This is a genomic window from Sporosarcina sp. P33, assembly GCF_002077155.1.
Classification (GTDB): Bacteria; Bacillota; Bacilli; order Bacillales_A; family Planococcaceae; genus Sporosarcina.
Window position 1 is genome coordinate 1881391 of sequence record NZ_CP015027.1, and the last position, 24571, is coordinate 1905961.

Sequence of the window (24571 nt, forward strand, 5' to 3'; positions counted from 1 at the left end):
TGTTAATGCGCAGGGACTTCAGTAAAAAACTCTTGGTATAGTTCACGAAGAACAATGTTTTCATCTTTTTCCTGTATACCAAATACCAAACTGACTTCTGAAGATCCCTGATTAATCATTTCGATATTTGCACCTGTCCGGGCAATGGCGGATGCAGCACGTGCTGCAAGACCTCTTGCATGACGCATACCTTCACCGACTAATACAACCATTGAATAATCACGTTGGAAATGTACATCATCGGGATGCAATTCCTCTTCAATACGCTTTAGGATCCGTGCTTCTTTTTCAGGAGTCAGATGTTCATCACGAATGATGACTGACAGATTATCGATACCGGATGGCGTATGCTCATACGGGATTTCTTCTTCTTCGAGAATCTCCAGTAAATGACGGCCAAAACCAATTTCAAGATTCATCAGATATTTATCAACGAAAAGTGTGGAGAAACCATTGTCCGCTGCAATTCCTACAACAGGCTGCAAGTTATGGTCACGGTTCCGTACAATCATTGTGCCTGGCGCACTTGGATTATTCGTATTTTTGATGCAAACAGGGATCTTATGACGGAATGCCGGCACCAGTGCTTCCTCGTGGAACACGGAAAAGCCCGCATACGCCAGTTCCCGCATTTCCCGATATGTCATAGCGTCGATTGCACGCGGGTTTTCAATAACAGTCGGATTTGCCGAAAAAACGGAATCCACGTCGGTGAAATTTTCGTAAAGTTCTGCATTCGTTGCAGCAGCTAGTAAAGCACCTGTGATATCGGAGCCCCCGCGGTTAAACGTACGCAATGTTCCGTCTTCTGTGTAGCCAAAGAAGCCCGGAAATACAATAATGCCCTCTTTATCGCGCAGTTTACAAAGCTTTTCATTACCTTCTGGAAGGGCACGCACACGTTCCGGACGCTGATTAACGAGTAACCCGCCGTCTCTCGGGTTCACGTACTCTGCTTCCACACCAATATGCTGAAAGTAAGCCGCAATCAATTTTGCATTATTATCTTCACCGGCAGCTTTTAAACTGTCTACGTATAGAACATCATCTGATTGATCTTTGTTAAGACGTCTGATTACATCTTGTTCGATGACCTGAGCAATTTCTTCATCCAGACCTAGTCCTTCGGCAATCTCTTTATAACGGCCGACAACTTTGTTCAAAGCTTCTGTTGTATCTTGACCGGCAAGTGAAGTGTCTGCCAAGTTAATCAGCAGATCCGTCACCTTAATGTCAGAAGAAGAACGTTTACCTGGCGCAGAGACAACAACGATTTTTCTCGATGGATCGGACATGACAATGTCGACCACTTTCCGAATTTGTTCGGCTGATGCGACGGACGTACCGCCAAATTTACAAACTTTCATAAAGTACCATATCCTATCTGTTTTGAGATTATCTATCTAAATTTAGAAGATTCGTGAAAACGGGTTGTTATTAAAGGCAGAATTCTCTATAATTGTCCTTATACAAAGAACGATTGTTTTTTCATAGTGTACATATAGTTAGGAGAATCGTCAAATGAAAAATGAAATTAGTATTGGTTTGCTGGGCTATGGAGTTGTAGGAAGCGGTGTGGCAACAATTTTGCACAACCACCAGGAAGACTTGCAGCACAAGCTGGGTGTTCCTGTGTCGATCAAGAAAGTAGTCGTTAAAAATCTTGATAAAAAACGTAATGGCGTGATACCTAAAGAAAAGTTCACTACATCACTCGATGAAGTGCTGAATGACCCTGAAATTGATCTGATTATAGAAGTAACAGGCGGTTCATCCGAAGCAATTCGCCGGTCATTGGAAGCAGGCAAGGGTGTGGTTACAGCAAATAAAGATGTAATGGCAGAATCGGGACCTGAATTATTGAAGTTAGCGGATGAAAACAAATGTGATCTATTATATGAAGCGAGTGTAGGCGGGGGTATCCCGCTGATCCGTACACTGGAAGATGGATTAGCAGCTGACCGGATTACTGCGCTGACAGGAATCGTTAATGGGACAACTAACTTCATTCTAACAAAGATGAAGCATGAAAATAAGACCTATGAAGACGCGTTGGCAGAAGCAACAGAGCTCGGATTTGCAGAGGCAGACCCGTCAGCAGACGTAGACGGCCTTGATGCAGCGCGCAAGATGGTAATTCTGGCTTCTCTGTCATTCTCTACAGAAGTGGATCTTGATGATGTGTTTGTCCGCGGCATGAAAGAAATTGCAGACGGTGATCTGCAGCTTGCTGAGCAGTTTGGCTATACAATTAAAATGACAGGTTCTGCGAAGAAAGACGAAGAAGGTATTGAGGTGGCGGTAGAACCGGTATTTGTTCCGAACTCGCATCCGCTTGCAACAGTCAATAATGAGTTCAACGCAGTATACGTATACAGTGATGCAGTAGGTGAGACGATGTTCTACGGACCGGGTGCAGGTTCACTTCCGACAGCCACTTCTGTAACAGGCGACGTGGTCGCGGCTTGCCGGAATATCTTGCTTGGCGTCAAGGGCAAGAGATTGCACGCACCGCAATTCGAGCGCAAAGTAAAAACAGACGAACAGAAGTATGCGCGCTATTTCCACCGCATTACAGTCCGCGATGAAGTGGGTGTACTGACGGAACTGACTTCTATCTACAGTCATCATAAAGCAAGTCTTGCGACAGTCGTGCAAGACTCTGACCGGCATGAAGAAGGTGCAGACTTAATTTTCATTACACATAAAATTTCACGTCAGCAGCATTTAGACATTTTAAAAGACTTAAAAGATACACCAGCGGTCATTGACATTACAAGTCATTACCGGGTGGAAGGAGAATAAGGAATTATGAGAAGATGGAATGGATTGATCGAAGAGTATAAAGAGTGGTTGCCGGTGACAGAAAATACACCCGCGTTAACATTGCAGGAAGGTAATACGCCGCTGATCCACTTAGAGAATTTATCGAAACAGTGGGGAATCAACCTATATGTGAAAACAGAAGGAACGAATCCAACGGGCTCATTTAAAGACCGCGGTATGGTAATGGCAGTTGCAAAGGCGAAGGAAGAAGGAAAGACAGCGCTGATTTGTGCATCAACAGGCAACACGTCTGCTGCAGCTGCAGCTTACGGGGCGCGTGCAGGCATGCGTACGATTGTTGTAATCCCGGAAGGCCGTATTGCACTTGGTAAACTGGCACAGGCCAAAATGTACGGTGCGGAGATTGTAGCAATTGAAGGCAACTTTGACGAAGCGCTTCGCATGGTGCGTGAAGTCGGGGAAGGGAAAATTGCACTGGTGAATTCCGTCAATCCATATCGTCTGGAAGGACAAAAGACGGTGGCGTTTGAGGCAATCGAACAGCTTGGCAGCGTACCGGATATCTTTGCTTTGCCGGTCGGTAATGCAGGGAATATTTCTGCGGCATGGAAAGGCTTCAAAGAGTATGCAGAGAAAAAAGGAACAGCTACGCCGAAATTACTCGGTGTGCAGGCAGACGGTGCAGCACCGATCGTTTATGATCGTGTGTTTGATGAGCCTGAAACTGTTGCAACGGCCATTCGTATCGGAAATCCGGCGAGCTGGCATTTAGCAACTCAGGCGCTTGAAGAATCAGGCGGAGATATCCTGTCCGCAACGGACGAAGAAATTCTGGAAGCGTATCAATTGCTTGCCGCAACAGACGGAATCTTCGCTGAACCTGCGTCTTGCGCAACAATTGCAGGAATCAAAAAGCGTCTCGACGCAGGATTGATTGAAAAAGGAACGACAATTGTCGGTATCCTGACTGGTAATGGGCTGAAAGATCCGGAAACAGCAATCAACGTCAATTCACATAAACCATTGATGACAAATGAACAGTTCAATAACTTCCTGAATGAATTGAAAGAGGGGAACGACTAATGTTAGAAGCCGGTTTTACAGTGACCGTGCCTGCCACAACGGCAAACCTCGGACCGGGCTTTGATCATTTAGGTCTTGCCCTTTCACTAACTATGTCGATAGAAGTTGCACCGGCTGATCAATGGTATGTTTTATATCAAGATAAGGAATATGCTGCACTTCCAACGGATGAAACAAACTTAATTGTACAGACCATCCAGCAGGTGGCGGCGCGGTATGATCAACAGGTTTCACCGCAAAAGCTGGCAGTGCGTTCGGATATACCGCTAGGAAAAGGTCTGGGCAGCAGCGCCACAGCTATTGCAGCGGGTATAGAAATTGCAAGTGAGCTGACAGGACTGCAATTGTCCCCGAAAGATAAACTGCGGATCGGCAGTGAGCTTGAAGGACATGCGGATAATGTAACGGCGGCATTGATTGGCGGTATGACAGTTTCATACTTTACCGAAGATGAAATGGAAGTATTGACTTTCCCTGCACCTCCAATCGGCATCGTTATTCTGGTTCCGCCAGTAGCTTTAAAAACAGAAGCTTCACGCGGCTTGCTTCCTGAACAGCTGGCACATAAAGATGCAGTGCGCGGAAGTGCGGCAGGAAGTGTCATGACTGCCGCAATTGCGCAAGCTGACTGGGTGACCGCCGGGCGAATGATGGAACGTGATCTGTATCACGAACCGTACAGAAAGGTCGGGTTTCCTAATTTCGATGAAATCCGCATTGCCTGCAAAGAGGCGGGTGCGTATGGCATGACAATCAGTGGAGCGGGACCGTCATTATTCATTGCTGTACCGCCTGAAACAGAACAGCAAGTGGCAGCATCACTAAATCAGCGCTTCCCGCATTACCAGGCGCTGGCTCTGCAGCCGGCAGAAACTGGAGCGTTCATAACAAAATAAAAACAGCGTCAGGACCAAACCGGCCCTGACGCTGTTTTTAGATAGGCAAAGAAATTTCGCCGTGGAATAACGGACACGTTTGCCTCAATTTTATGCAATAAAAAAACGTTACATCAAGTAACGTGTAATGTCTAAAATATGGCGGAGGAAGAGGGATTCGAACCCCCGCGGGCTTTAACACCCCTGTCGGTTTTCAAGACCGATCCCTTCAGCCGGGCTTGGGTATTCCTCCGTATTGGACAAGTAATACTTTACCACGTGTTTTATAAAGTGTCAACCACTTTCTTTAAACTTTTCTTTTCTGCGAAAAATAAAGCGCCAGCTATAAAAACCGGCAAGCGCGGCGGACTGCAGCAGAGCGGCAAACAGATAGTTAAATTCAGAACCGGAGAAAAGAATGACGAGCAGACCGAGTATAACAGCAGGCAACACGACAGCTGCATAGATTCGCACTTCAGGATTACGGAAACGCAGTTCAAATCGTTTGGAGTCATTCATACTGTTCACCTCGCTGAATTTTCAATTAGCATAGCATAAGACGGGTTTCCCAGCCAAATGATATTCAATGTATTTTGCTGCAAATAAAAGTAATTACAGAAGTCATTCCAAAAAGATGCGGGGTTTACCGTTGCATTCATTATTAACTATGGGTATAATAGAAAATGCCGTGCTAGGTGGGGAATTAGCGGTGCCCTGTAACTTGCAATCCGCTCTAGCAAGACTGAACTCCTTCTCGAGGCTGTCCGTATGTAGGGTCTGCCTTTTGCACGTAGTGTTGACGCCTGGGTCCTGCGCAATGGGAACCCATGAACCATGTCAGGTCCGGAAGGAAGCAGCATTAAGTGGACTCTCTCATGTGCCGCGGGGCAGCCTAGGCCGAGCCAACGACAAGAGTAACGCTTATGTGCGGCAGTCGAAGGAAGGTGCACGGCATTAATTTAACCATTCACTCGCCCATTTTACGATGGGCGAGTTTTTTCTGTCCCGGAAATAGTGTATACTTCGGAGTAGCACGTATATATTGAGAGGGAGCGATTTACAGTGTCCGAGAAAAAGATGAACGTAGAAAGTTTTAATTTGGATCACACGAAAGTGAAAGCACCTTATATTCGATTAGCGGGAACTTCAGAAGGACGAAATGGCGATAAGATTTCCAAGTATGATATTCGTTTCTGTCAGCCTAATAAAGATCATATGGATATGCCGGCACTTCATTCGCTGGAGCATATGATGGCGGAATTCAGCCGGAACCATTCAGATCAAATCGTCGATATCAGCCCAATGGGTTGCCAGACGGGTTATTATTTGGCTGTCATCAACCATGAAGACTATGATGATATCCTTTCTATAGTAGAGAAAACATTAAATGACGTCTTGGAAGCGACAGAAGTGCCGGCGTGCAACGAAGTGCAATGCGGCTGGGCGGCGAGTCACAGTCTCGAAGGCGCAAAAGAAATTGCGCGCACGATGCTGGATAAGAAGGACGAGTGGACAGAAGTATTTGCATAAGATATCCAAGCGATTAACAGTAAAAAAATCAGGTTTCATGATATAATAGAAGTATTATGCAACTGGAGAAAAGGGGGAAATGCAGTTGATTTATCAAGCACTATACCGCGCTTACAGACCGCAGGCTTTCGGTGAAATGTCTGGTCAGCAGGCGATTAAGCAAACCCTGCAAAATACCCTTCTCCATCAGAAGACGACGCATGCCTATCTGTTCTCAGGACCCCGCGGAACAGGAAAGACAAGTGCGGCGAAAATTTTTGCAAAAGCACTGAACTGTGAAAATGGTCCCGCCGCGGAGCCTTGTAATGAATGTGAAACGTGTAAAAGTATCACCGAAGGCTCCAATACGGATGTGACAGAGTTTGACGCGGCTTCCAACTCGCGTGTGGAAGAGATCAGAGACATTATCGAGCGTGTTCATGTGGCTCCTTCCAATGCGCGTTTCAAAGTTTATATCATTGATGAAGTGCATATGCTTTCCAATTCGGCATTTAACGCATTGCTGAAAACACTGGAAGAACCGCCTGCGCATGTTGTATTCATCCTGGCAACGACGGAACCGCATAAACTGCCTCTTACTATTATTTCCAGGTGCCAGCGATTTGATTTCAAACCGATTACGGCTTCTGAAATCATTACGCGTATGGAAAAGGTGCTTGCTGATATTGAAGTCAAAGCAGAGGCCGGTGCATTGCGTGCAATTGCGCAGGCTGCAACCGGCGGAATGCGGGATGCACTCAGCATGCTTGACCAGGCAGTCTCGTTTAGCGGAGATGAACTGACGACAGATGATGCACTGATGGTGACCGGAGCAATCGGTGAAGAAATCTTTTATCAGCTGGCACAAGCGATCCAGTCGAAAGACGCCGGGTCAGCATTATCTTTACTGCATCAATTAATTGCAGAGGGAAAAGATATCGGAAGACTGGCGGAAGATATGATAACATTTTTCCGCGACCTGCTGCTTTTGGGAACGGCCCCAGAACTGACAGACCTGCTGGAATTGATTTCTGACGGGGAGAAGTTTAAAGAGCTCGCTCAGGAGTTCCATCCGGATGAACTGTACAGGAACATCGATATACTTTCTAAAACACAGCAAGAAATGCGTTTCTCCAATCACGGGAAAGTATATATCGAATCGGCTTTATTAAAAATGATTCATTCAGAAGAACAGCGGCCGGTATCCGCCGCTGCGGCTGACCCGGAAATGGCGCAGAAACTGACGGTGCTGGAACAGACGGTCAGACAGCTTCAGCAGCAGCTTGCATCAGGAGCCGTACAGCAAACCGCGGCGGAAGCCCAAGCACCTGCACGAAGAGCAGCGTCATCCGCTTCCAGGTCAGCGAAAGTGCCTACAGGCAAAATTGTGGAGGTACTGAAGGCGGCGACGAAGTCCGATATTCAAGTAATCCGTGAGCAGTGGGCAGGAATGATGCAAAGCTTGCAGCGTTCCCATGCTGCTTTATTGGAAGAGACCGAGCCGGTGGCGGCATCGGAGACGGCCTTCGTGCTGAAATTTAAGTATGAGATTCATTGCCTGATGGCATCAGAAAATGCTACATTACAAGCAGGCTTATCGGATGCGTTATTACAGCGCACAGGCAAAGGCTATGAAGTGGTATATGTAGCTGAAGAAAGCTGGCTGCAGGTCCGTGCCGATTTCATCAGGAAAAATGGATTGGGAAATCAGAAGGACCAAAATAATTCGCAGACATCAAACGCAGATCAGCCTGCTTCCGCATTTATGGAAGAAGCAACACTGGAAGATGCAGATCCCCTCGTAACAGAGGCGGAAAAAATGTTCGGGAAAGATTTTATTACTATAGAAGAGTAAATTACTGAGGAGGAATTATTTATGCGTGGAATGGGAAATATGCAAGGCATGATGAAACAGATGCAGAAAATGCAAAAGAAGATGGCAGAAGCTCAGGAAAGCTTAGGCGAAGAAAGAATGGAAGGTACAGCGGGCGGCGGTATGGTAAAAGTAATCGTATCGGGCCATAAAGAAGTGCTGGAAGTTATTATCGATCCGGAAGCAGTAGACCCGGAAGACGTAGAAATTCTACAAGACTTAATTGTTATCGCTACAAATGAAGCCATTTCAAAAGCAGAAGAGATCACGAACTCCACTATGGGCCAATTCACCAAAGGAATGAACTTGCCTGGGATGTTCTAGGAGGCTGTATAATGCATTATCCTGAACCTATATCTAAATTAATGGACAGTTTTATGAAATTGCCAGGCATCGGCCCCAAAACAGCGGGTCGTCTGGCGTTTTTTGTATTAAGTATGAAGGAAGACACCGTGCTGGACTTTGCCAAAGCATTGGTCGATGCAAAGCGTAACTTGCAATTCTGTTCAGTCTGCGGCCATATTACGGATATCGATCCGTGCTATATCTGCCAAGACCAATCAAGGGACCGCTCGACTATCTGTGTCGTGCAAGATCCAAAAGACGTCATTGCCATGGAGAAAATGAGAGATTACCGGGGACTGTACCATGTGCTCCAAGGCGCCATCTCGCCGATGGACGGCATTGGGCCGGAGGACATCAATGTTCCCTCTTTGCTGACAAGACTGCAAGACGATGAAGTGCAGGAATTAATTCTGGCAACGAACCCTACTATAGAAGGGGAAGCAACAGCAATGTACATTTCAAGGCTGGTAAGGCCGTCTGGAATCACAACAACACGGATCGCACACGGCTTGCCTGTCGGCGGGGACTTGGAATATGCAGATGAAGTTACCTTGTCCAGAGCACTGGAAGGCCGCCGGGAATTATAAAGAACGTCAGGAAAGTTTGAGAGCGGGTGAACTAATTCTCTTCAGAGACGCATATAAATAAGTATCTATGGAAAGAAAGGGCGTTTTCTGTGAGAATTTTAGTAATAGCCGTATTAGGAGTCGTTTCATTATTGTTGCTGAAGATGAACAGAACTACTTTGGAGAAAAACATGGAGCGCTTATCGGTCTTTTGGTTTCGATTAGCTTTTGCGTTTTTCATTCTCTTCTTAATGAACATAGCAGGCGGATTTATTGGAATCTACGTACCTGTTAATATTGCTTCCGGCGTAATTCTCGCCATACTGGGAGTCCCTGGATTTGCAGCACTATGCGGTTTTGCCATTCTTTTTTAAAAGAATGGCAAAAATGCTTGTATTATTAAATGTATGGTGTTATATTTATAAGCGTCGCATTGAGCAGTTGCCAAAACATCAAACTACTGATGAAAAACATTTTTAATAAAAGTGTTGACAACGAAACGGTGAGATGTTATTATTAGAAAGTTGCCTCTTACGAGAGACCAACCAGATGAACCTTGAAAACTGAACAGCAAAACGTTAACGAAATACAGTTTATGCATCTAGCGATGACATAAACAACATGAGTATCTTAATTGATGCCAGCAAATGAAACTCGAGCTAATCGATTTTTCATTCTATCGGGTGTCGAGTCGTAGTGGAGTGCTAGGAAGTGATCGAGCGAAGAAGGGAGCGTACTAACGTACGTGACCGACTGAGCGAGTGAAACTGCCGACGCAATCCGCTGCGAATCGGCGGCCGGTCTTATGGAGAGTTTGATCCTGGCTCAGGACGAACGCTGGCGGCATGCCTAATACATGCAAGTCGAGCGAACTGTTGGAAGCTTGCTTCTAACAGTTAGCGGCGGACGGGTGAGTAACACGTGGGCAACCTGCCCTTCAGATGGGGATAACTCCGGGAAACCGGGGCTAATACCGAATAATCCATTTCTTCGCATGAAGAGATGTTGAAAGACGGCGTTTCGCTGTCACTGAAGGATGGGCCCGCGGCGCATTAGCTAGTTGGTGGGGTAACGGCCTACCAAGGCAACGATGCGTAGCCGACCTGAGAGGGTGATCGGCCACACTGGGACTGAGACACGGCCCAGACTCCTACGGGAGGCAGCAGTAGGGAATCTTCCACAATGGACGAAAGTCTGATGGAGCAATGCCGCGTGAGTGAAGAAGGTTTTCGGATCGTAAAGCTCTGTTGTAAGGGAAGAACAAGTACAGGAGTAACTGCCTGTACCTTGACGGTACCTTACCAGAAAGCCACGGCTAACTACGTGCCAGCAGCCGCGGTAATACGTAGGTGGCAAGCGTTGTCCGGAATTATTGGGCGTAAAGCGCGCGCAGGCGGTCCTTTAAGTCTGATGTGAAAGCCCACGGCTCAACCGTGGAGGGTCATTGGAAACTGGAGGACTTGAGTACAGAAGAGGAAAGCGGAATTCCACGTGTAGCGGTGAAATGCGTAGAGATGTGGAGGAACACCAGTGGCGAAGGCGGCTTTCTGGTCTGTAACTGACGCTGAGGCGCGAAAGCGTGGGGAGCAAACAGGATTAGATACCCTGGTAGTCCACGCCGTAAACGATGAGTGCTAAGTGTTAGGGGGTTTCCGCCCCTTAGTGCTGCAGCTAACGCATTAAGCACTCCGCCTGGGGAGTACGGCCGCAAGGCTGAAACTCAAAGGAATTGACGGGGACCCGCACAAGCGGTGGAGCATGTGGTTTAATTCGAAGCAACGCGAAGAACCTTACCAGGTCTTGACATCCCACTGACCGGCATGGAGACATGCCTTTCCCTTCGGGGACAGTGGTGACAGGTGGTGCATGGTTGTCGTCAGCTCGTGTCGTGAGATGTTGGGTTAAGTCCCGCAACGAGCGCAACCCTTAATCTTAGTTGCCATCATTCAGTTGGGCACTCTAAGGTGACTGCCGGTGACAAACCGGAGGAAGGTGGGGATGACGTCAAATCATCATGCCCCTTATGACCTGGGCTACACACGTGCTACAATGGACGATACAGAGGGCTGCAAACCCGCGAGGGGGAGCCAATCCCACAAAATCGTTCCCAGTTCGGATTGCAGGCTGCAACTCGCCTGCATGAAGCCGGAATCGCTAGTAATCGTGGATCAGCATGCCACGGTGAATACGTTCCCGGGTCTTGTACACACCGCCCGTCACACCACGAGAGTTTGTAACACCCGAAGTCGGTGGGGTAACCCTTACGGGAGCCAGCCGCCGAAGGTGGGACAGATGATTGGGGTGAAGTCGTAACAAGGTAGCCGTATCGGAAGGTGCGGCTGGATCACCTCCTTTCTAAGGATTATGTTCTCTTGTCTGAAATATGACGGAAACATTCGGAAGATGAATCTCCGATTCATCACGTTAACGTTTTGCGTTCAGTTTTGAAGGCTCATTTTTTGAGTGTTCAAAGCTTTTTTCTTGTTCATTGAAAACTGGATAAAACGACATTGAAAGTAATCAAGTAATCAACCGAATTGCATAGTCATATGCAGTTCAAGCAATCTTTTTAACCTTCTGATTCCTATCGCTAGGATGACGTTGGACCTTTTATAGGTTAAGTTAGAAAGGGCGCACGGCGGATGCCTTGGCACTAGGAGCCGATGAAGGACGGCACTAACACCGATATGCTTCGGGGAGCTGTAAGTAAGCTTTGATCCGAAGATTTCCGAATGGGGAAACCCACTGTCCGTAATGGGACAGTACGTGTATGTGAATACATAGCATACTCGTGGCACACCCGGAGAACTGAAACATCTAAGTACCCGGAGGAAGAGAAAGAAACATCGATTCCCTTAGTAGCGGCGAGCGAAACGGGAAGAGCCCAAACCAAGAAGCTTGCTTCTTGGGGTTGTAGGACACTCTATACGGAGTTACAAAGGAATGCATTAGACGAAGCGACCTGGAAAGGTCCGCCGCAGCGGGTAAAAGCCCCGTAGTCGAAAGTGCATTCCCTCCAGAGTGGATCCTGAGTACGGCGGAACACGTGAAATTCCGTCGGAATCCGGGAGGACCATCTCCCAAGGCTAAATACTCCCTAGTGACCGATAGTGAACCAGTACCGTGAGGGAAAGGTGAAAAGCACCCCGGAAGGGGAGTGAAATAGAACCTGAAACCGTGCGCTTACAAATTGTCAGAGCCCGTTAATGGGTGATGGCGTGCCTTTTGTAGAATGAACCGGCGAGTTACGATTCCATGCAAGGTTAAGCTGAGAAAGCGGAGCCGCAGCGAAAGCGAGTCTGAATAGGGCGAATGAGTATGGGGTCGTAGACCCGAAACCAGGTGATCTACCCATGTCCAGGGTGAAGGTCAGGTAACACTGACTGGAGGCCCGAACCCACGTATGTTGAAAAATGCGGGGATGAGGTGTGGGTAGCGGTGAAATTCCAATCGAACCTGGAGATAGCTGGTTCTCTCCGAAATAGCTTTAGGGCTAGCCTCAAACGAAAGAATCTCGGAGGTAGAGCACTGTTTGGACGAGGGGCCCATCCCGGGTTACCGAATTCAGACAAACTCCGAATGCCGATGATTTATGTTTGGGAGTCAGACAGTGGGTGATAAGATCCATTGTCGAGAGGGAAACAGCCCAGACCACCAGCTAAGGTCCCCAAGTATCTGTTAAGTGGAAAAGGATGTGGCGTTGCCCAGACAACCAGGATGTTGGCTTAGAAGCAGCCATCATTTAAAGAGTGCGTAATAGCTCACTGGTCGAGTGGCGCTGCGCCGAAAATGTACCGGGGCTAAACAGATCACCGAAGCTGTGGATTGACCGTATGGTCAATGGTAGGAGAGCGTTCCAAGGGCGTTGAAGCTGGACCGGAAGGACTGGTGGAGCGCTTGGAAGTGAGAATGCCGGTATGAGTAGCGAAAGAAGGGTGAGAATCCCTTCCACCGAATGCCCAAGGTTTCCTGAGGAAGGCTCGTCCGCTCAGGGTTAGTCAGGACCTAAGTCGAGGCCGATAGGCGTAGACGATGGACAACAGGTTGATATTCCTGTACCACCTCCCCGCCGTTTGAGTAATGGGGGGACGCAGTAGGATAGGGTGAGCACACAGTTGGTTGTGTGTCTAAGCAGTGAGGTGGAGAACGAGGCAAATCCCGTTCTCATATAACACTAGGCTGTGACGGCAAGGAGATTGATCTCCGGAGTCCCTGATTTCACACTGCCAAGAAAAGCCTCTAGCGAGGCGGGAGGTGCCTGTACCGCAAACCGACACAGGTAGGCGAGGAGAGAATCCTAAGGTGATCGAGAGAACTCTCGTTAAGGAACTCGGCAAAATGACCCCGTAACTTCGGGAGAAGGGGTGCTCTGGTAGGGTGAATAGCCCGAGAGAGCCGCAGTGAATAGGCCCAGGCGACTGTTTAGCAAAAACACAGGTCTCTGCAAAATCGTAAGATGACGTATAGGGGCTGACGCCTGCCCGGTGCTGGAAGGTTAAGAGGAGGGGTTAGCGCAAGCGAAGCTCTGAATTGAAGCCCCAGTAAACGGCGGCCGTAACTATAACGGTCCTAAGGTAGCGAAATTCCTTGTCGGGTAAGTTCCGACCCGCACGAAAGGCGTAACGATCTGGGCACTGTCTCAACGAGAGACTCGGTGAAATTATAATATGCGTGAAGATGCGCATTACCCGCGACAGGACGGAAAGACCCCGTGGAGCTTTACTGTAGCCTGATATTGAATTCCGGTGCAGCCTGTACAGGATAGGTAGGAGCCTTGGATTCCGGAGCGCCAGCTTCGGAGGAGGCATTGGTGGGATACTACCCTGGCTGTATTGGACTTCTAACCCTTGCCCGTGATCCGGGCAGGAGACAGTGTCAGGTGGGCAGTTTGACTGGGGCGGTCGCCTCCTAAAGAGTAACGGAGGCGCTCAAAGGTTCCCTCAGAATGGTTGGACATCATTCGCAGAGTGCAAAGGCATAAGGGAGCTTGACTGCGAGACCTACAAGTCGAGCAGGGTCGAAAGACGGACTTAGTGATCCGGTGGTTCCGCATGGAAGGGCCATCGCTCAACGGATAAAAGCTACCCCGGGGATAACAGGCTTATCTCCCCCAAGAGTCCACATCGACGGGGAGGTTTGGCACCTCGATGTCGGCTCGTCGCATCCTGGGGCTGTAGTCGGTCCCAAGGGTTGGGCTGTTCGCCCATTAAAGCGGCACGCGAGCTGGGTTCAGAACGTCGTGAGACAGTTCGGTCCCTATCCGTCGCGGGCGCAGGAAATTTGAGGAGAGCTGTCCTTAGTACGAGAGGACCGGGATGGACATACCGCTGGTGTACCAGTTGTCTTGCCAAAGGCATCGCTGGGTAGCTATGTATGGACGGGATAAATGCTGAAAGCATCTAAGCATGAAGCCCCCTTCAAGATGAGATTTCCCATTACGCAAGTAAGTAAGATCCCTCAAAGATGATGAGGTGGATAGGTCTGGGGTGGAAGTACGGCGACGTATGCAGCTGACAGATACTAATCGATCGAGGACTTAACCTATTATAAAAAGAAGTTACTTGAGATACCCAATGTCTTTTATTCAGTTTTGAGTGAACAAGCTTTACTCAAGAAGTCTAGTAACGATGGCGAAGAGGTCACACCCGTTCCCATACCGAACACGGAAGTTAAGCTCTTCAGCGCCGATGGTAGTTGGGGGTTTCCCCCTGTGAGAGTAGGACGTTGCTAGGCAAGCGAAGCCATTCCCTTTGGGGAGTGGCTTTTTTGTGCTTTTGAGAGAATATTTTTCTGTTGTCCGCTCATTCTTTTGGCCATTCGCTCATAGTGGCTGTTCAAGCGCTCATACTTGGGCGGCATCCGCTCTATGTCTTCGGCGATGCGCTCATACCCGCTCGGCATCCGCTCTATGCTTCCGGCCAAGCGCTCATACCTGTTCGGCATCCGCTCTATGCCTCTGGCTAAGCGCTCATACTTGTTCGGCATCCGCTCTATGCTTCCGGCCAAGCGCTCATACTCACGCGGCAACCGCTCTATGTCCCCGGCGAAGCGCTCATACTCACGCGACATTCGCTCTAAGCCTCCGGCTAAGCGCTCATACTCGGTCGGTATCCGCTCTATGTCTTCAGCCAAGCGCTCATACTCGCCCGGTATCCGCTCTATGTCTTCGGCTAAGCGCTCATACCCGCTCGGCCTCCGCTCTAAGCCCCTGGCCAAGCGCTCATACTCACGCGGCATCCCCTCAAAATCTCCTCCCACACCACAGTCTTTTCCCAATGAACAAATTAAGTAATGAGTACAAGCAGCGTGTCAGCGGACAAAACATCTCAAGGTTGGTTGAGCCATTTCAAGGCCCAGTACAACCGCTGGAAAAATCAGCTGTTTTGCCCACTAAAATTATAATTATTCACGGACGCCTAAATAACTTCCTTGATCACCGGCAAAAACTCGCTCTAATATAATTCCGCAAATTAAATAATCCATGGCTGAGAAGCCCATGGATTAGAAAGCAGATATTGTTATTCAATTCAATTTGATCTAATCTGGCTGTCTAATCATACGGAGTAGTAAATGTCGTCATCTTGTTCATAGCGCACGGCAATAGTCTGACCGGTGGATGATTGAAATTGAAGCGTATTTATGTCTAAATTGCCAATAAGAATAGAAAACGAATATTGGTCTTGCTGCGAAGGCAGGAGAGAATAGTGGATAATATCATGAATGAGAGAAGACATATCTTCATAGGAAGTAAAAACATAATATTCATTGACCATATAAGCCGGCATATTGCTCATCCCCTTTTATAGTTTGCTCAAGAGCGCAGTTGACGAGAGAATAGAACAATTTTCTGTTCGCCTAGTATCTGAATGCCGGCTCTCTAAAAATAAAGCCTGTAACGTATACTTTCTTCTCAAAAGAGAATTATAGCGTATAGAAAAATCATTCTGCCAATATTATATAGCAGAATGACGGATAATACTACTGAGTATTGTGAATTTGTAGAAAAAGGGGTAAAAAGTTTATTTTTTTAAACTGAACATAGTTTGCATGAAAGCCAGCAGTGCACTCTTGTCGTCAGAAGACAAACTGATTCCATTAAATGAAACCGATTCTTTTAATACTTTCTCAAGTGCAAGCTCTTTGGTTATTTGTTTCTTTTTTGAAGTGAAAAATGCCTGATCTACTGTATCATTAGGCAGGTATCCGGCCAATATGAGCAACTCGTTCTTATCTGTGTCCAACGCTGTTGCTAACGCACAAATCGTTTCACGGGAAGGATTATAGCGTCCCTTTTCCAATGATGCAATAAAGGAATAACTTAAATCAGCACGCTCTGCCAAATAACGTAAGGTCATTTCTTTTTGTTCACGTATTTTACGCAGGCGCTTACCAAACTCATTCATTTATATTCCCACCTTTTCTACTCAGTCTGCGATTTGCTGATTGATAATACTATCATAACTGATTAATTGATAAATAAAAAGCAATGCTATCGTAAAGGATATAGTAAAATAGTCTAAAATATCGGATATTATAAAAATTTGCAGAAATATCCCGATCGGAATAGAAGTATTTCCGGCAATTAACATGCCGAAATAACCAGCCAACCCCGTGTATACCTACCATTTTTTTTACCTACATATATACAATTCTATCTTAGTTGTAGGGGATCTGCTATACTCCATATCCCTAATTTTTAAGATCTATAACTGTTTATTGCCGTATTTTAAATTCTTTTTCATTTGAAAAATTTTCAGAATAGAAAATAAATGTGTTGACAAAAAGAACAAATAGACATAAAGTGTGTTGTAAGACTAAACAATGTGACTTTTCCACCCTTTTTGTTTAGAAATACAACACAAGTTAAATTTTAATTAAAAGGAGGTTGTAATCTGCACTATCTCGGGATCGCAAAGGAAACTTGTACTTTATAACGTAAACATCTTCTGTACAAAAAATTAGAGCTATTGTTATTTCAAACAGGGCCGGTCTTCTCTCCTTACAATCTTTTGAAAGTATAAAACAGAAAGCGCAGGTGTTGAGAATGCGGCATGAATTCACAAATTGCAGACGAATGAGCAAGTTACAGTCTATTTCACTATTATCGTTTCTAAGTCTTTTATTGGTGGCAGGGGGATGCTCGCCGTTATTTGGCGGAAAGACAAATGGAGATGCAGCAGCGGTTCTGCTTGCCAATGAAAAAGTGGATCCGTATGCGGGAGCGAAAAACGAAGTTCTTTCTTATGTATGGACTACGCGAAAAGAATTATCACTGACATTCAATGGAATGGCCGATAAGAAAACAATGATTAAGCTACTAGATGCACTCGATGAACACCACATTCCAGCTACATTCTTTCTGCCGGGGATTCGGGTAGCCGAAGAGCCTGATATAGCCAAAATGATACTGGAACGCGGTCATGAAATTGAAAACAACACACTTAATCAGCGGGAAATCCGCAATATGAGTTACGAACAATTGTATAAAGAAGTCAAGTTAAGCAATGAAGTTATTCGAAATGAAACAGGCGTAACTCCGCGTTATGTAAGAACTCGATCAGGTGATTCTGATGAGGATTTGCAGGCAGTCGCTGCACAGCTTGGCATGGAGGCAGTTATTAATTACACAATTAATCCGCGCGAAGGGGATATGCAAAGTGCCAAAGAGATCGGTGAATATATTGAAAGATATATAACGCGCGGTTCCATCATTTCTATGCATACAGATATTAATCCCGAAGTTGTCGGTGCAATTCCATATATTGCGAAAGCAGTAGAAAAGATTGGCTATAAGCTGGTCCCGTTAAAAGAATTGGTCAAACGGGGAACGGAACATAAACCATTCGATCAAATTGCAGGATATGACAGTATTCAAATTAATCCAGACTATGAACATATTACACCAAATATTTTTTACGATGCCAAAACTGAAGAAAAGGTTATTGCGTTAACATTTGATGACTGGGGAAGCGATTATACGGTGACAAAGATTCTAGACATTTTAAAAGAAGAGAAAGTGCCATCCACGTTTTTCTTAATTGGTAAAGGTGTAGAAAAAAATCCAAACTTGGCACGTGCCATTTATGAGCAGGGTCATGAAGTGGCAAGTCACTCTTATGGTCATGAAATCGTGACGAAGATGACGCCAGAGGATCTGCAACAAGACTTGGTGAAAGCAAATCAAGTCCTAACGGAAGCCATTCAAGCAAAACCGGTAAGGCTCTTCCGTCCCGCAACAGGAGAAATTGATGAAGAAACGGCAAAGGTTGCCATGGCAACGGGATATAAAAGTATTGCTTTATATGATGTCACACCATTCGACTGGGATGTAGCAAATGATGCGGATGAAATCCTGAAACGCGTCATGAAGAAACGCGGCGAAGGAAGCGTAATTGTTTTGCACATTCTGGATGATAAACATACTATCGAAGCTCTCCCAATGATTATCCACACATTACGTGAGGAGGGCTACACATTTAAACATATGTCGGAATTAATGCGCATGAATAATAACTAATAGATGGAGATGGTCTCAATGGCAAATTCACTATGTGAGCAAATCGCGGATAAGCAAGAAAAAATTGCAGTGGTCGGGCTGGGATATGTGGGTCTGCCGGTAGCCATCGCGTTTTCCGAAGTGGCAGACGTAATTGGATTCGACATAAGCGAGAAAAAGATTGCCGAACTGCTTGAAGGCATTGATATGACGGGTGATGTAGGAGAGGAACGGATTCAAAATACGGATATGCTGTTTACTTCAGACGAAAAGGAGCTGCAAAACGCCAAGTTCTTTGTGATTGCTGTTCCAACGCCAATTCAGTCCGGAAATCTGCCGGACTTGAAATTTTTGCAGATGGCCAGTCAAACCGTAGGAAGGAATATGAAAAAAGGGTCAGTTGTAGTGTATGAATCGACTGTATACCCTGGCGTTACAGAAGAAGTTTGTATACTTGAATTGGAAAAGGCGTCGAACTTGAAATTCGGCACGGACTTTACCGTAGGATACTCGCCTGAACGCATTAATCCGGGTGATCAGGTACATCGCCTTGAAAATATTATCAAAATTGTATCTGGCAGCGATGAACAGACACTTGAAACTATTGCAAATGTCTATGAAATGATTATTGACGCAGGCGTATACCGCGCGGAATGTATTAAAGTTGCAGAAGCCGCAAAGGTAATAGAAAATGCACAGCGGGATATTAATATTGCGTTTATGAATGAGCTGTCTATGCTGTTCAATCAAATGAAAATTGATACACAGGCAGTCTTGCGTGCCGCAAAAACCAAGTGGAATTTCCTTCCATTTACACCCGGGTTGGTCGGCGGACACTGCATTGGGATAGATCCTTATTATTTAACCTATAAAGCTGAGGATTGCGGATATCATTCCAAAATCTTATTGGCAGGAAGGCATATCAACGATTCAATGGCGGCTTACATCTCGCAGCAAATACTAAAGATGCTCGCGCAGCAGAAGGTCAATATGAATAATATCCGAATAGGAATCTTGGGTCTAACGTTTAAAGAAGATTGCCCCGATTTTCGTAATACGAAAGTTCTGGATATTATCAATGAATTAAAAGAATACGGCATTGATCCCATTGTGGCCGATCCTATGGCAGACTCCTATACAGTAAAAAAAGAATGCGATATTACACTTGTACCAGTAGAGGATTTTAAAGACTTGCATGCAGTGGTAGTCGCAGTCCCTCACGAAGCATACAGAGGGCTGGAACTGGATGACTTCCAGCAAATGTTTAAGATAGAAGGTGCAAAGTTATTGGTTGATGTGAAAGGTATTTACAACAAAAAAGAATTCGAAGACCAGAACATTAGGTATTGGAGTCTATGAGAAAGGTGTGGAAGCACAGTGACAGAAAAACATAATGCCAGACCCTATATTTTACACACTGAGAATGCAACACTTCTTCCGAACGTTCCGATAGTGAAGAGAGATGCAGCCGGGAACATGGTTGAAACAAATCGCCTGCTGAAAGATTCTTATTCGTGTAACTTTCAGGTGGTTATTAGAGAAAACATGTTTGGAGCGAGAATTAAAACAGATGCTGTCGAAATATCAAAAACGCAGGTGATCGTAGACTTCAATTCCGCAATGAATGCAATCGGAAACGGTGATATTGTAACTTTACGTTTCAAAATTCCAAAAGGAACAATTGAGGAAGGATACGAATCAACAGTAAGGATTCGCGGAACGGCAAGCTGGCAAGAAATACAGATGCCAACTGGTGAAATTACGTGGAAAATGATCTTCAGTTTTGTCGAATCACTCGACTCCTATTTTGAGAGAACGAGATGGAAGTATATAAAGACATTTACGTTTGCCAGTCTCTTACTTGTTGCTTTCTTTATTGTATTAATGCGAGTGGAGAGTTTAGTCTACTTTAAATTCAATAAATTCATCTACTTTTACAGTCTCATTGCAGCTGCGTTTCTATTGTCTCGGTATATATTTGGTGCCTTCTACAAAAACATTCCAATTAATCCGAATTACCGGCCGGGTGTTTCAATCATTATTCCTGTATTTAATGAAGAAGAGTGGATTCACAAAACGATATATAGCTGTCTAAATCAGAACTATCCCATCGATAAGCTAGAAGTAATTGTGGTTGACGATCAATCTACAGATCAAACTGTAAAAAACGCCTTGAAAGCAGTCGAAAAGCTAAGCCAGGAAGATGAAATATACAACATCAAAGAACGGCTTCAAGTGCATGTAATGCCGGTCAATGGCGGAAAACGCGAAGCGCTGGTGGAAGGCGTGGCAATGGCAAAGCATGATCTGGTTGTCTTTGTTGACTCGGATAGTTTTCTCGAGCCGAATGCCATTCTGAATCTCGTGCAGCCGTTTCAAGACCCTAAAATGGGCGGTGTTGCAGGCCGTACAGATGTGGAAAACAAATATACGAACAGTATAACGAAACTGCAAGTTGTGCGTTACTATATTGCATTTCGCGTGATGAAAGCGGCAGAATCTTATTTTGACTGCGTCACTTGCCTGTCAGGTCCTTTGTCTTGCTATCGGAAGTCTTTGATTTTGAAACATCAGGAAGACTGGGTGAATCAAACCTTCTTGGGACAGCCGGCAACATTCGGAGATGACCGAAGTATGACCAACTTTATCTTGCAGACACATCGCACTGCCTACCAGGACAGAGCTATTTGTTCTACAATTGTACCTGAAAAATTTGGAATATTCCTAAAACAGCAAATGCGCTGGAAACGATCTTGGCTGCGTGAATCGTTACGGGCGGGCACCTTCATTTGGAAAAAGGAAGTCTTCATGGCCCTGTTCTTTTACGTCGGGCTGATTGTGCCAATTGCAGCACCGATTGTCGTGATTTATAACTTAGTATATGTTCCCCTCTATCACGGTGTTTTTCCGGCAACTTTCCTGATGGGTTTGTTCCTGATGGCTTTCATGATGAGCGCGGCGTACTTGTTTTTCAAGAAAAGCAGTCTCTGGATATTCGGCTTTGTTTTCGTTTTGATGTATGAAGCGGTTCTTTTATGGCAGATGCCGATTGCTTGGGTAACGTTCTGGAAATCAACATGGGGAACGCGCGATACGCCTCAAGATATTGAAGCGAGAGAAAAGAAGGCCCGCAAGAAAGAAAAAAAGGATCCTCTAACTATCAAATCATAAGTATATGAATTTGTAGACAAGGAGAATTGCATATGAAACGTAAATATAACGAAGTGTTAGATTATGAAAAGAAAAATCAGCGGAAAAAAAGGCGCTCGATTTTTCAATTGGCGATCCTGGCAGTTATTGTGTTCCTTGTGTTTCAAACGTTTGTTGAGATGAATCGTTACGATGCGCCAGATCAGACAGAATGGAGCAATAAAAAGGGGTTTATCGCCCTATCCTATCCAGGTGTATCGAGAGATGGATCCGACTCGCTTTTTGCGAAAAAACAATTGCAGAAACAGCTGCAGGCGTTAACCGATCAAGGATATGAGACTATCTCCCAACAAGATATTTTAGACTATTACAATAAAAAGAAACCTTTACCCGAGAAAGCACTGTTTCTTTCCTTTGAAGACGGGCGCACGGATACGAGTGTATTTGTACATCCATTGCTGAAGAAATACAACTACAAAGCGACGTTGCTGTCATTTGCAAATAAACTGGAGACAAACGACAAACGTTTTCTGCAGCCGGAACATCTGTCGCAAATGAAGAAAAGCGGATTTTGGGAATTGGGCAGTAACGGCAACCGCTTAACATATATAAATATATTTAATAAAGAAGGGACATTTTTACCTATTCGTGACGACGATGAAGTGCTGAATAAAAGTGAAATCGATTCTTATAATCACTTCTCCATGGATTTTATACGTGATCAGTATTCAATTCCGATTGAGAATCGAACGGAAATGGAAAAGCGGATTACAGAAGACTATGAGCAGATGCGCAAGGTGTATGAAAAACAGCTAGGAGCTACGCCTGATGTGTATATGATTATGCATGCAAATGCCTTATATAATACAGCAAACAGATTGGTTTCAGATATAAACGATAAAGAAATCAGAAAAACATTTGCCATGCATTTTAATCTTGAAGGAAACACGTACAATACAAATGGAAATGATCTGTACAATCTGACGCGGGTTCAGCCGGCAGCATCCTGGTCAACTAATCATTTATTAATGAAAATTCAAAATGACAAGAAAGGAAAGGTAGAGTTCGTCCGGGGAAATGAAAAACAGGCGAAGCAATGGAAAGCAGCAGAAGGCGTGGCGGAATTTGACGGAAACACAATTATTCTGACGTCAAAGGCGAAAAAACAATCACATTTAGTGCTGAATGAGAGCGGCAACAAAGACATTCAGTTCACAGGGAAAGTCGGGGGAACTGAAGAAGGTCAGCAGGCGGTCTTCCTCAGACGCAGTAATGACGGGGACGCGTATATAAAAGTAGCATTTGAAAATGATCAGCTGATTATTGAAGAAAAAGTAAAAGGACAGCTGAAAGAATTATTGGAGACAAAGGCAATCCCTGACGCACACATTGCAGAACAGAATGACAGTCAATCATCTGGACGAAAAGAAAAGAAAACAGACGAGGAAAAACTTGCGAATGAGAAATATGTAGAAATAACGCTCAAAGACAATAAACTGGCAATCCAGCTGAATGACAAAGAAATTGTAAATAATCTCGCAGTCAATCAAGACATACAGTCAGGTAAATTGGCGCTCGGTTCTTCTTGGGTAACAGGTGATTTTAATGATCCGATTCATGACGCATATTTCAGTGATATTGCGATTACTTCATTGGACAAAAATCATGCGAACCAGACTGCTCTATTTACCAACGAAAGAGGAAATTATCAAAAGATAATCTACACATGCATCAGTTCAATAAAATCCGCAATGAACTGGGTAGTTGATAATTTCTAAGACCACTATAGATACTACTAGAAGCGGGGATTGCAATGAAAACGAAGAATAAGATGGCCTACATTGTTATTACCTGTTTACTTTTAAGCGGCTGCCGCGGGCAAGAACACGAACAGCAGATGGATGTTGCAGAATTGAAAAGTTTGGAGTTATCCGCCTGGGTGACTGAGTGGCAATGGCAGAGTGGAATGGAAGATCTGAAGCAAGTACAAGGTTTGGATCGTACGCAGGTTTTTGCAGCGTATTTTGACAGTGATGACCAGTTATATTTCAGTGACAAAATGCATGAGGCAATTGCTGCCATGCAAGAGCTGTCCAGAAAGCGGAAAATTCCGCTAGACTTAACTATCGTAAATGATCAATTTCTGCCGGACAATACGGTCGTTCATAAAGATGCGGATTTAATTGCGCGGCTAGTAGGAAGTTCAGCCAGCCGAAAAGCCCATATCGACACTATTTTGCACTATATCAGTAAGTATCAGTTTGATGGACTTGAAATCGATTACGAAAATGTAAATACAGAAGATTTACCTAACCTGATTCAATTTTATAAAGAGCTGAACCAGGCGCTTGAAACACACGGAAAAACATTACGTGTCATTCTTGAACCTAATTTACGCGTGGAAGACTATCAATTTCCTGCCGGCCCTGTTTATGTGATGATGGCGTATAACTTGCATGGCGGACATTCAGATCCGGGCCCGAAAGCAAACGAGGAGTTTATTCGTAATGTAGCGAAAAAAATGAGCGCGCTGCCCGGCGAGCCAATAATGGCATTTTCTGCAGGCGGATTCAAATGGCAGCATGGGAAAGACCATACTGCCACTCTTACAGAAATAGAAGCAGAAGAGCTGGCCCGAAAGAGTCACGAAAAACCGGTAAGAGACCCGGCTAGCGGCGGCATGTATTTTGATTATAAAGAAAAAAACGGTGAGAAGTTCACCGTTTGGTACGCGGACCGGCAGACCCTGCACCAATGGATGAAGATCGCGGCTGAAGAAGGCAATACTAAGGTTTCTCTTTGGCGGATGGGAGGGATTGAGACCTCCACATTGGAATTTCTGAATAAAGCTATCCGTTAAAACTAAGAATCGGAAGGGGAAGAAGAG

The 24571-nt window shown here is 45.4% G+C and carries 18 protein-coding genes, 1 tRNA gene, 3 rRNA genes and 1 other RNA gene; 17 read left to right on the forward strand and 6 right to left on the reverse strand.

Annotated features, from left to right (window positions below; all coding sequences use genetic code 11):
* Positions 1-2: 2 nt before the first annotated feature.
* Positions 3-1367, reverse strand: a complete 1365-nt coding sequence (locus SporoP33_RS09410) for an aspartate kinase (RefSeq protein ID WP_081243473.1) — start codon at positions 1365-1367, stop codon at positions 3-5.
* A gap of 154 nt (positions 1368-1521) precedes the next feature.
* Between SporoP33_RS09410 and SporoP33_RS09415 the strand changes: the two genes are divergently transcribed.
* From SporoP33_RS09415 to thrB, 3 genes are read left to right on the forward strand one after another with little or no spacing between them, the layout of a single operon-like run.
* Complete coding sequence (locus SporoP33_RS09415; RefSeq protein ID WP_081243474.1) at positions 1522-2805, forward strand: homoserine dehydrogenase; 1284 nt, start codon at positions 1522-1524, stop codon at positions 2803-2805.
* A gap of 6 nt (positions 2806-2811) precedes the next feature.
* Positions 2812-3870 (forward strand): threonine synthase, encoded by a 1059-nt coding sequence (thrC, locus tag SporoP33_RS09420; protein WP_081243475.1) that lies wholly within the window; start codon positions 2812-2814, stop codon positions 3868-3870.
* Complete coding sequence (gene thrB, locus SporoP33_RS09425; RefSeq protein WP_081243476.1) at positions 3870-4766, forward strand: homoserine kinase; 897 nt, start codon at positions 3870-3872, stop codon at positions 4764-4766. Before thrC ends, thrB begins: the two co-directional genes overlap by 1 nt.
* 139 nt (positions 4767-4905) lie before the next feature.
* On the opposite strand, the gene SporoP33_RS09430 is transcribed toward thrB, so the two are convergent.
* Positions 4906-4998, reverse strand: a tRNA-Ser gene (locus tag SporoP33_RS09430).
* A 41-nt stretch (positions 4999-5039) separates the two neighbouring features.
* On the reverse strand, positions 5040-5264 hold the full coding sequence (locus tag SporoP33_RS09435; RefSeq protein WP_081243477.1) for a hypothetical protein: 225 nt from the start codon (positions 5262-5264) through the stop codon (positions 5040-5042).
* A 167-nt stretch (positions 5265-5431) separates the two neighbouring features.
* Here SporoP33_RS09435 and ffs point away from each other — a divergent pair.
* From ffs to rrf, 9 genes are all read left to right on the forward strand, one after another.
* An RNA gene (gene ffs, locus SporoP33_RS09440) (signal recognition particle sRNA large type) lies at positions 5432-5697 on the forward strand.
* Positions 5698-5822: 125 nt separating this feature from the next.
* Positions 5823-6275, forward strand: a complete 453-nt coding sequence (locus SporoP33_RS09445) for an S-ribosylhomocysteine lyase (RefSeq protein ID WP_196796918.1) — start codon at positions 5823-5825, stop codon at positions 6273-6275.
* A 79-nt stretch (positions 6276-6354) separates the two neighbouring features.
* A complete protein-coding gene (gene dnaX, locus SporoP33_RS09450) occupies positions 6355-8109 on the forward strand; it encodes a DNA polymerase III subunit gamma/tau (protein WP_304442084.1) in 1755 nt (584 codons plus the stop codon).
* A 21-nt stretch (positions 8110-8130) separates the two neighbouring features.
* Positions 8131-8451 (forward strand): YbaB/EbfC family nucleoid-associated protein, encoded by a 321-nt coding sequence (locus SporoP33_RS09455; protein WP_081243480.1) that lies wholly within the window; start codon positions 8131-8133, stop codon positions 8449-8451.
* An 11-nt stretch (positions 8452-8462) separates the two neighbouring features.
* Positions 8463-9059 carry a recombination mediator RecR gene (gene recR, locus SporoP33_RS09460; RefSeq protein WP_081243481.1) on the forward strand — a complete coding sequence of 199 codons (597 nt, stop codon included), beginning with the start codon at positions 8463-8465 and terminating at the stop codon, positions 9057-9059.
* An 89-nt stretch (positions 9060-9148) separates the two neighbouring features.
* Entirely contained in the window at positions 9149-9412 is a 264-nt protein-coding gene (locus SporoP33_RS09465; RefSeq protein WP_231293227.1) for a pro-sigmaK processing inhibitor BofA family protein, read from the forward strand.
* A 428-nt stretch (positions 9413-9840) separates the two neighbouring features.
* Positions 9841-11393: ribosomal RNA gene (locus tag SporoP33_RS09470) — 16S ribosomal RNA — on the forward strand.
* Positions 11394-11653: 260 nt separating this feature from the next.
* Positions 11654-14582, forward strand: a 23S ribosomal RNA gene (locus tag SporoP33_RS09475).
* Between the two features lie 73 nt (positions 14583-14655).
* Positions 14656-14771: ribosomal RNA gene (gene rrf / locus SporoP33_RS09480) — 5S ribosomal RNA — on the forward strand.
* The 16S, 23S and 5S rRNA genes sit together here, the layout of an rRNA operon.
* On the opposite strand, the gene SporoP33_RS09485 is transcribed toward rrf, so the two are convergent.
* The 3 genes from SporoP33_RS09485 to SporoP33_RS09495 form a co-directional block, all read right to left on the reverse strand.
* Positions 14766-15275, reverse strand: a complete 510-nt coding sequence (locus SporoP33_RS09485) for a hypothetical protein (protein ID WP_081243483.1) — start codon at positions 15273-15275, stop codon at positions 14766-14768. The two genes, rrf and SporoP33_RS09485, sit on opposite strands and share 6 nt — an antisense overlap.
* Positions 15276-15592: 317 nt before the next feature.
* Complete coding sequence (locus SporoP33_RS09490; RefSeq protein WP_081243484.1) at positions 15593-15823, reverse strand: hypothetical protein; 231 nt, start codon at positions 15821-15823, stop codon at positions 15593-15595.
* A gap of 234 nt (positions 15824-16057) precedes the next feature.
* Positions 16058-16441, reverse strand: a complete 384-nt coding sequence (locus SporoP33_RS09495; protein WP_081243485.1) for a helix-turn-helix domain-containing protein — start codon at positions 16439-16441, stop codon at positions 16058-16060.
* Positions 16442-17082: 641 nt separating this feature from the next.
* On the opposite strand from SporoP33_RS09495, the gene SporoP33_RS09505 reads away from it, so the two are divergent.
* From SporoP33_RS09505 to SporoP33_RS09525, 5 genes are read left to right on the forward strand one after another with little or no spacing between them, the layout of a single operon-like run.
* Positions 17083-18555 (forward strand): polysaccharide deacetylase family protein, encoded by a 1473-nt coding sequence (locus tag SporoP33_RS09505; protein ID WP_081243487.1) that lies wholly within the window; start codon positions 17083-17085, stop codon positions 18553-18555.
* 18 nt (positions 18556-18573) lie between these two features.
* Positions 18574-19893, forward strand: a complete 1320-nt coding sequence (locus SporoP33_RS09510; protein WP_081243488.1) for a nucleotide sugar dehydrogenase — start codon at positions 18574-18576, stop codon at positions 19891-19893.
* 18 nt (positions 19894-19911) lie between these two features.
* Complete coding sequence (locus SporoP33_RS09515) at positions 19912-21705, forward strand: glycosyltransferase family 2 protein (RefSeq protein ID WP_231293228.1); 1794 nt, start codon at positions 19912-19914, stop codon at positions 21703-21705.
* A gap of 32 nt (positions 21706-21737) precedes the next feature.
* Entirely contained in the window at positions 21738-23462 is a 1725-nt protein-coding gene (locus SporoP33_RS09520) for a polysaccharide deacetylase family protein (RefSeq protein WP_081243489.1), read from the forward strand.
* A 35-nt stretch (positions 23463-23497) separates the two neighbouring features.
* A complete protein-coding gene (locus tag SporoP33_RS09525; protein WP_081243490.1) occupies positions 23498-24544 on the forward strand; it encodes a glycosyl hydrolase family 18 protein in 1047 nt (348 codons plus the stop codon).
* The last annotated feature ends 27 nt before the right edge of the window (positions 24545-24571 follow it).

What these genes read in the sequence shown, in the direction of transcription:
- SporoP33_RS09410 (WP_081243473.1), bottom strand. Translation starts at nt 1,367, where the DNA reads ATGAAAGTTTGTAAATTTGGCGGTACGTCCGTCGCATCAGCCGAACAA.
- SporoP33_RS09415 (WP_081243474.1), top strand. Translation starts at nt 1,522, where the DNA reads ATGAAAAATGAAATTAGTATTGGTTTGCTGGGCTATGGAGTTGTAGGA.
- thrC (WP_081243475.1), top strand. Translation starts at nt 2,812, where the DNA reads ATGAGAAGATGGAATGGATTGATCGAAGAGTATAAAGAGTGGTTGCCG.
- thrB (WP_081243476.1), top strand. Translation starts at nt 3,870, where the DNA reads ATGTTAGAAGCCGGTTTTACAGTGACCGTGCCTGCCACAACGGCAAAC.
- SporoP33_RS09435 (WP_081243477.1), bottom strand. Translation starts at nt 5,264, where the DNA reads ATGAATGACTCCAAACGATTTGAACTGCGTTTCCGTAATCCTGAAGTG.
- SporoP33_RS09445 (WP_196796918.1), top strand. Translation starts at nt 5,823, where the DNA reads ATGAACGTAGAAAGTTTTAATTTGGATCACACGAAAGTGAAAGCACCT.
- dnaX (WP_304442084.1), top strand. Translation starts at nt 6,355, where the DNA reads ATGCAGTTGATTTATCAAGCACTATACCGCGCTTACAGACCGCAGGCT.
- SporoP33_RS09455 (WP_081243480.1), top strand. Translation starts at nt 8,131, where the DNA reads ATGCGTGGAATGGGAAATATGCAAGGCATGATGAAACAGATGCAGAAA.
- recR (WP_081243481.1), top strand. Translation starts at nt 8,463, where the DNA reads ATGCATTATCCTGAACCTATATCTAAATTAATGGACAGTTTTATGAAA.
- SporoP33_RS09485 (WP_081243483.1), bottom strand. Translation starts at nt 15,275, where the DNA reads ATGCCGCGTGAGTATGAGCGCTTGGCCAGGGGCTTAGAGCGGAGGCCG.
- SporoP33_RS09490 (WP_081243484.1), bottom strand. Translation starts at nt 15,823, where the DNA reads ATGCCGGCTTATATGGTCAATGAATATTATGTTTTTACTTCCTATGAA.
- SporoP33_RS09495 (WP_081243485.1), bottom strand. Translation starts at nt 16,441, where the DNA reads ATGAATGAGTTTGGTAAGCGCCTGCGTAAAATACGTGAACAAAAAGAA.
- SporoP33_RS09505 (WP_081243487.1), top strand. Translation starts at nt 17,083, where the DNA reads ATGCGGCATGAATTCACAAATTGCAGACGAATGAGCAAGTTACAGTCT.
- SporoP33_RS09510 (WP_081243488.1), top strand. Translation starts at nt 18,574, where the DNA reads ATGGCAAATTCACTATGTGAGCAAATCGCGGATAAGCAAGAAAAAATT.
- SporoP33_RS09520 (WP_081243489.1), top strand. Translation starts at nt 21,738, where the DNA reads ATGAAACGTAAATATAACGAAGTGTTAGATTATGAAAAGAAAAATCAG.
- SporoP33_RS09525 (WP_081243490.1), top strand. Translation starts at nt 23,498, where the DNA reads ATGAAAACGAAGAATAAGATGGCCTACATTGTTATTACCTGTTTACTT.